At 70.9% G+C, this 6,881-nt stretch carries 5 protein-coding genes and 1 pseudogene; all 6 read left to right on the plus strand.

From position 1 onward, the window contains the following. Positions 1-145: 145 nt before the first annotated feature. Positions 146-1,567, plus strand: a complete 1,422-nt coding sequence (locus tag JWP64_RS26255; protein ID WP_297502413.1) for a sugar porter family MFS transporter — start codon at positions 146-148, stop codon at positions 1,565-1,567. A gap of 28 nt (positions 1,568-1,595) precedes the next feature. Further along, complete coding sequence (locus JWP64_RS26260) at positions 1,596-2,381, plus strand: HAD family phosphatase (protein WP_297502415.1); 786 nt, start codon at positions 1,596-1,598, stop codon at positions 2,379-2,381. Between the two features lie 106 nt (positions 2,382-2,487). After that, positions 2,488-2,910: a hemerythrin domain-containing protein gene (locus tag JWP64_RS31710; protein WP_366890626.1), complete on the plus strand. Its 423-nt coding sequence runs from the start codon at positions 2,488-2,490 to the stop codon at positions 2,908-2,910. Between the two features lie 583 nt (positions 2,911-3,493). After that, positions 3,494-5,671, plus strand: coding sequence for a glutamine synthetase III (locus JWP64_RS26265; protein WP_297502416.1), 2,178 nt, complete (start codon positions 3,494-3,496; stop codon positions 5,669-5,671). A gap of 190 nt (positions 5,672-5,861) precedes the next feature. After that, on the plus strand, positions 5,862-6,446 hold the full coding sequence (locus tag JWP64_RS26270) for a hypothetical protein (RefSeq protein WP_297502417.1): 585 nt from the start codon (positions 5,862-5,864) through the stop codon (positions 6,444-6,446). 43 nt (positions 6,447-6,489) lie between these two features. Further along, a pseudogene (locus JWP64_RS26275) lies at positions 6,490-6,783 on the plus strand (polyphosphate kinase 2); the annotation flags it as partial. Positions 6,784-6,881 lie beyond the last annotated feature (98 nt).

Below are 6,881 nucleotides of genomic sequence, written 5' to 3' on the forward strand. Positions count from 1 at the left end.
GCCCGGCCGGGAGCCGGACCGGCGCAGCCGGTGACGGCATCTCCTCTTGCGGTCTTGTATGAGCCAGCTCACACTCGACCCCCGGCGGGGCACGCCCGACAGGGCAGGGTGAGCGCGTTCCGGCCAGGGACCCGGGGAGATCCACATGGTCACCACTCCCGAGAACGCCGGCGGATCACCGACCCGAGTGTCGGGCCCCAACACGGCGCGGACGGTGCTCGTCGCCGGGACCGCGGCGCTCGGCGGGTTCCTGTTCGGCTACGACACCGCCGTCATCAACGGCGCGGTCGGCGCGGTCGAGAAGCAGTTCCACGCCAACCCGGTCGTCCTGGGCCTGGCGGTGTCGGCGGCGCTGGTCGGCTCCGCGATCGGCGCCTGGTTCGCCGGCGGGCTGGGTGACCGGTACGGGCGGATCCGGGTCATGGTGATCGCGGCGGTGCTCTTCGCGGTCAGCGCACTCGGCTCGGGCTTCGCCTTCAGCATCTGGGACCTCGCGTTCTGGCGGCTCGTCGGCGGCCTCGGCGTGGGGGCCGCGTCGGTGATCGCGCCGGCCTACATCGCCGAGATCTCCCCCGCCAGGTTGCGCGGGCGGCTCGGGTCGTTGCAGCAGTTCGCGATCGTCACCGGCATCTTCATCGCGCTGCTCGTGGACTTCGCGCTGGTCGCGTTCTCCGGCAGCGCCGAGGCCCCGCTGTGGTTCGGGCTCGCGACGTGGCGCTGGATGTTCCTGTCGCTGCTGATCCCCGCACTCGCCTACGGCGGTCTGGCGCTGACGATCCCGGAGTCACCGCGCTACCTGGTCGCCAAGAAGGACATGCGCACAGCGGCGGACGTGCTGCGCCGCTTCGTCGGCGGGGACGTCGACGAGAAGATCAAGGAGATCGTCCGCACGCTGGGCAGCGCCACCGGCCGCGGCACCTTCGCCACTGTCCGCGGGCCGGCGCTCGGGCTGCTGCCGATCGTCTGGGTCGGCATCGGGCTCTCGGTGTTCCAGCAGTTCACCGGCATCAACGTGATCTTCTACTACTCCTCGGTGCTGTGGCAGGCCGTCGGTTTCACCGAGCAGGACTCGCTGGCCATCACGGTCATCACCTCCGTCACCAACATCCTCACGACGATCATCGCCATCGCCCTCGTGGACCGCATCGGCCGCAAGCCGCTGCTGCTCGTCGGCGCCATCGGACAGTTCGTCTGCCTGGGCACGCTCGCGGTGCTGTTCGGCACCGCGCCCGTCATCGACGGGACCCCGACCCTCGGCGGCGCCGCCCCGATCGCCCTGGTCGCGGCCAACCTCTACGTCGTGTTCTTCGGAGCGACCTGGGGTCCGGTCGTCTGGGTGCTGCTGGGCGAGATGTTCAACAACCGGATCCGGGCCATGGCCCTCGCGCTGTCCGCCGCCGCGCAGTGGGTCGCGAACTTCATCATCTCGACGACGTTCCCGTCCCTCGCCTCCGTCGGCCTCGGCCTCGCCTACGGCATCTACACGTTCTTCGCCTTCGTCTCGATCCTCTTCGTGATCAAGTTCGTGCGGGAGACGAAGGGACGCGAGCTCGAAGACATGGTGTGACGAACCGATCTTGGGGTAGGAAGCCTCCATGACGGGTGACGGATTCTCCGGAGCGATCTTCGACGTCGACGGGGTGCTGGTCGACTCACCCCACGAACGCGCCTGGAAGGACTCCCTGCGCGAGCTCATGGAGGGCGAGTGGGCGGACATCGCACCGTCCACGAGCTGGTCGCCGGAGGCCTTCACCTCGCAGGTCTACCAGGAGCAGATGTCCGGCAAGCCGCGCCGGGCGGGGGCGCTGGCGGCCCTGCAGTACTTCGACGTGCCGGACGCCGAGAGCCGGGCGGACGTCTACGGAGCGCACAAGCAGGACATCCTGGTGAAGCTGATCGAGGCCGGTGACTTCCGCGCCTACCCGGATGCGCTGCGGTTCGTCCTGGCCTGCAAGGACGCCGGGCTGCGCATCGCGGCGGCGTCGTCGTCGAAGAACGCCGGGCTGTTCCTCCGGCAGATCCGGCTGGACACGTTCGCGGAGCAGGAAGGCCTCTCCTACGACTTCCTGACGCCCGGCCTGACCCTGCTCGACGCCTTCGACGTCGACATCTCCGGCTGGGACTTCGCCCGGGGCAAGCCGCACCCCGAGATCTTCCTGACCGCCGCCGACGAGCTCGGCTACGCCCCGGCGCAGGTGTTCGTGGTGGAGGACGCCGTGAGCGGGATCCAGGCCGCGAAGGCCGGCGGGATGGCGGCGGTGGGGGTCGCGAGGGCGGACGACTTCGACGCCCTCGCGGCCCAGAACGCGGACATCGTGGTGAAGTCCCTGGACGAGATCGACGTCGAGGCCCTGCGCCGGCACGAGCTGATCGCGAAGTAGCTGCCCCGTTCCCGGCCGCCGTCGGCCCGGCGGGCACTCCTGAATTCGGTGACGGTCGCGCCGCCCGTCCCGTAGAAGGGTGCCGTGACGCCGGCCCGACGAGCGCCTGCGGGCGTTCGGCAACCAGCTCGTCGCGCTCCACATCAGGATCCGCGAGGAGCTGGACGAGGTACGCGACGACGTCGACGCGTACCTGGACGGCGGCGCCGGGCGGCCGCGAGACCTCCGGGACCACTGCGGCCTTCTGCTCCGTGCTGACCACGCACCACACGGGCGAGGACGAGGGTGCGTTCCCGGTCCTCGCCGCGCGGTTCTCCGAGCTCCGGCCCGTCATCGCCGAGCTCGAGCGGGACGGGACCACCACATCGTCGCGGACGGGCTGCGGAACCTCCAGCGCCTCGTCGACGGCCTGGAGGCCGATCCCGGACCGGACCCGGCGAGGTTCCGCTCCGAGATCGACACCCTGGCCGCCCTGCTCGGCACCCACCTGACCTATGAGGAGCGGAAGATCGTCCCGGCGCTGGACTAGCTCGGCCCGGGCCTCGAACCGGCGGCGTCGGCGGCCCTCGCGCGGGCCCGTCTCGAGGCGCTCTCCGGGGCTGACGGCGTGGAGAACCCGGGGCCGCCCCGGCGCTGGACCCGCTCACGCCGGCGATCATGCGGACCGTCGTCTCCCGGAGCGACGACGCGGGCCGGTCTCCCTCGTCCACGACCGGCAGACCTCGCTGACCGTGGACCGCGTCGCCCGGATCACGGCGCTGCTGGGCGAGCCGGGACGGCTGACCGGCCTGCGGTTCGTCCGCTCGCGCTCGGATCCCGGGTCCAGATCGCGGACTTCCCCGCCGGCGTCGCGCTCAAGGTCGCCTCCGACGAGCTCGACGGCCGCGGCGACGCCGAGCTCGTCGGGCTGCTCCGGACGTACGTGGGCCCTGCGTCCATCTGGGGGACGACCGCAGCTGGGGCGTTCTGCGGCCCCGCTGAGGAGCGCTCGTACCGGACCTCACCCCTCACGCGACGGAAACACCCCGGCCACAGGGGCTTCGTAGCGTTCCGCGGATGCGCTGCTCACGGCGCGCGTGCGAGCGCACCCATGCCTGGCGAGAGGGAAGCACATGAGCGGAAACAGCGTCCGTCTGCAGGCGATCACGAGTGTCGAGGCCTACACGCCGCCGGCGGCGAGCTTCACGGACACGGAGGCGCCCGGCGAGGTCTTCGGCGAGAACGTCTTCAGCAGGTCCGTCATGCAGAAGCGGCTGCCGAAGTCCGTCTACAAGTCGGTCATGGCGACCATCGAGCACGGGGTGAAGCTCGATCCCGTCGTCGCGGACGCCGTCGCCTCGGCCATGAAGGACTGGGCGCTGGAGAAGGGCGCGACCCATTACGCGCACGTCTTCTACCCGCTCACCGGGCTGACCGCCGAGAAGCACGACAGCTTCCTCGAGCCCGTCGCCGACGGCACCGCGCTCGCGGAGTTCGGCGGGAAGACGCTGGTCCAGGGCGAGCCGGACGCGTCGAGCTTCCCGAACGGCGGGCTGCGCAACACGTTCGAGGCCCGCGGCTACACCGGCTGGGACGTGACGAGCCCGGCCTACGTGCTGGAGAACCCGAACGGCAACACGCTCTGCATCCCCACGGTCTTCGTGTCGATGACCGGCGAGGCGCTCGACCACAAGACCCCGCTGCTGCGCTCGCAGCAGGCGATGGGCGGGCACGCCAAGCGCGTCCTGACGCTGTTCGGGCACGAGAGCCCGGACAACATCGTCTCGTTCTGCGGCCCGGAGCAAGAGTACTTCCTGATCGACCGGCACTTCTTCCTCGCCCGGCCGGACATCCTCAACGCCGGCCGCGCCCTCTTCGGCGCCAAGCCGCCGAAGGGCCAGGAGTTCGACGACCACTACTTCGGCGCCATCCCCGAACGCGTCCTCGGCTTCATGATGGACACCGAGCGGGAGCTGTTCAAGCTCGGCATCCCGGCCAAGACCAGGCACAACGAGGTCGCGCCCGGGCAGTTCGAGGTCGCCCCGATGTTCGAGCGCGGCAACGTCGCGGCGGACCACCAGCAGCTGCTGATGACGACCTTCAAGACCCTCGCGCGCAAGCACGGCATGGAGATCCTCTTCCACGAGAAGCCGTTCGACGGCGTCAACGGGTCCGGCAAGCACGTCAACTGGTCGCTGGGGAACTCGGAGCTGGGCAGCCTGCTCGTGCCCGGGGACACGCCGCACGAGAACGCGCAGTTCCTGGTGTTCTGCGCCGCCGTCATCCGCGCGGTGCACCGGCACTCCGGCCTGCTCCGCGCGTCCGTCGCCTCGGCCACGAACGACCACCGCCTGGGGGCGAACGAGGCCCCGCCCGCGATCATCTCGATCTTCCTGGGCGACCAGCTCGCGGACGTCTTCGAGCAGATCGCCAAGGGGGCGGCGACGTCGTCGAAGGGCAAGGGCGTGATGCACATCGGGGTCGACACACTGCCGGTCCTGCCGACGGACCCGGGCGACCGGAACCGGACCAGCCCGTTCGCCTTCACCGGCAACCGCTTCGAGTTCCGGGCGCCGGGCTCCATGCAGACGGTCGCGGTCCCGATGGTCACGATCAACACGATCATGGCCGAGGCGCTCGACCACTGCGCCACGACGCTGGAGAACGCGGTCGCCGAGGGGACCGAGTTCGACACCGCGGTGCAGAACCTCCTGACCGAGATCATCACCACCCACGGCGCGGTGGTGTTCAACGGCGACGGCTACTCGGACAAGTGGCAGATCGAGGCCGCGGACCGCGGGCTGCCGAACCTACGCACGACGCTCGACGCGCTGCCCGAGCTCGTCACCGAGTCCGCGATGGACCTGTTCGAGAAGTACAAGGTCTTCAACCACCGCGAGATGCACAGCCGTTACGAGGTCGGCCTGGAGCAGTACGCGCTGACGATCGGCGTCGAGGCCCGGCTGACCTGCGAGGTCGGTACCACCTCGATCCTGCCGGCCGCGGTCCGCCACCAGACCGAGGTCGCAACCAACATCGGGGCCCTCAAGGCCGCCGGGGTCGAGGTGGACACCGCGGGCCTCGCCGAGGTCACGGAGCCTTTGACCGCCCTGCGCGCGGCGCTCGCCGCGCTCAAGGCCGCCCTCGCGGCGGACCCGGGCGAGACCGCCCTCGCCGAGGCCGAGCACGCGCAGAAGGAGCTGCTCCCTGCCATGGCCGCCGTGCGCGCGGCCGCGGACACCCTCGAGGGGATCGTGGCGGACGACCTGTGGCCGCTGCCGACCTACCAGGAGATGCTCTTCATCCTCTGATCCGCGGACCAGCCCCGCTCGGCCCGACCGGTGTCCATCAGCCGGGCCGAGCCCTTCTCCGGCGGTCGGCCCTCCGCCGGTCGGGGGCGCGCCCTCGTACCCGGCGGGCACACCCCATGGTCAGCCGAGGCTCTGGCCAGCACGCTTCCTCCATCCCGTCCCGCAAAGGGGCGCCGATCGAGGAGCGGCCATGACCCTTCGTCCCGGACCCGTCCCGGCCGGCGAGCGCCGCCGTTCGCACCTGCGGCTCGCCCTGGCGACGGGGATCCCGTTCGCCGTCCTCTGGGGCGCATGGTTCGCCCTCGCCGGCACCCTCGCCCCGGGGCCGAGCGGACTGGGGATCATCGCCGTCGCCGCGGTCGTCGCGGGCGTGTTCTTCGGGAGGGCGATGTCGCTGCTCCTCGGCGGCCTGCAACTCCGGGGGGAGCGCCGGACCCTCGGCACGGAGATCACGGGCCGGGCCGGCGTCGCGAGCGCGACGATCCCCGTCGGGGTGCCGGCCGCCGAGGTGCTGCGGCACGGCGCCGGGGCGGCGGCGGCCCTTCCCCGGGCCGAGCTCACCTCGGTCGATCCCGAGGCGGGCATCCTCGCTCTTCGGGTCGTCATGTCCTGGCGGAGCCGGGGCGAGCGGATCGAGATCACGGCGACGCCGAGGTTCCGCTCCGCCACGGACGTCACGATCACGAGCAGGTCCGCGATCCCGTGGACGCCGGTCGACTACGGCGTCAACGCCCGCAACGTCGAGCGACTCGCCGTCTGGGCCCGGAACCTGTGAACTCCGCCGGCCGCGTCATCCGCAGGCCCGGCGTGCGGGACCGCGACAGGCCCGGGTCTTCGAGAATCTGCTGATCGAGGACGGCATCCTGTTGCGCAAATACTGGTTCTCGGTGAGCGACCGCGAGCAGGAGTGACGATTCCGCGAGCCCCTGGTGAATCCGCTCAAGCAGTGGGAACTGTCACCGATGGACCTGGAGTCGATCACGCGCCGGGACGACTATTCCCAGGCCAAGGACGACATGCCGGCGCACACCGACGCGAACACGTCGCCGTGGTTCGTCGTGGAGGCCGAGGACAAGCGCAACGCGCGGCTGAACATGATCCACCACCTGTTGCCGGTAGGTGTCCCGGCCGTGATCGAGCAACGCCCCGGACACCGGGTCCGTGACGAGGCGTTTCCACACCCCGTCGGCGGCCGCCTCGCGGGCCAGGC

Source organism: Pseudonocardia sp. (assembly GCF_025465255.1).
Lineage (GTDB): Bacteria > Actinomycetota > Actinomycetes > Mycobacteriales > Pseudonocardiaceae > Pseudonocardia.

Bases quoted from the DNA above. Each gene is read 5' to 3' on its own strand.
- JWP64_RS26255 (WP_297502413.1), top strand. From the start codon at position 146: ATGGTCACCACTCCCGAGAACGCCGGCGGATCACCGACCCGAGTGTCG.
- JWP64_RS26260 (WP_297502415.1), top strand. From the start codon at position 1,596: ATGACGGGTGACGGATTCTCCGGAGCGATCTTCGACGTCGACGGGGTG.
- JWP64_RS26265 (WP_297502416.1), top strand. From the start codon at position 3,494: ATGAGCGGAAACAGCGTCCGTCTGCAGGCGATCACGAGTGTCGAGGCC.
- JWP64_RS26270 (WP_297502417.1), top strand. From the start codon at position 5,862: ATGACCCTTCGTCCCGGACCCGTCCCGGCCGGCGAGCGCCGCCGTTCG.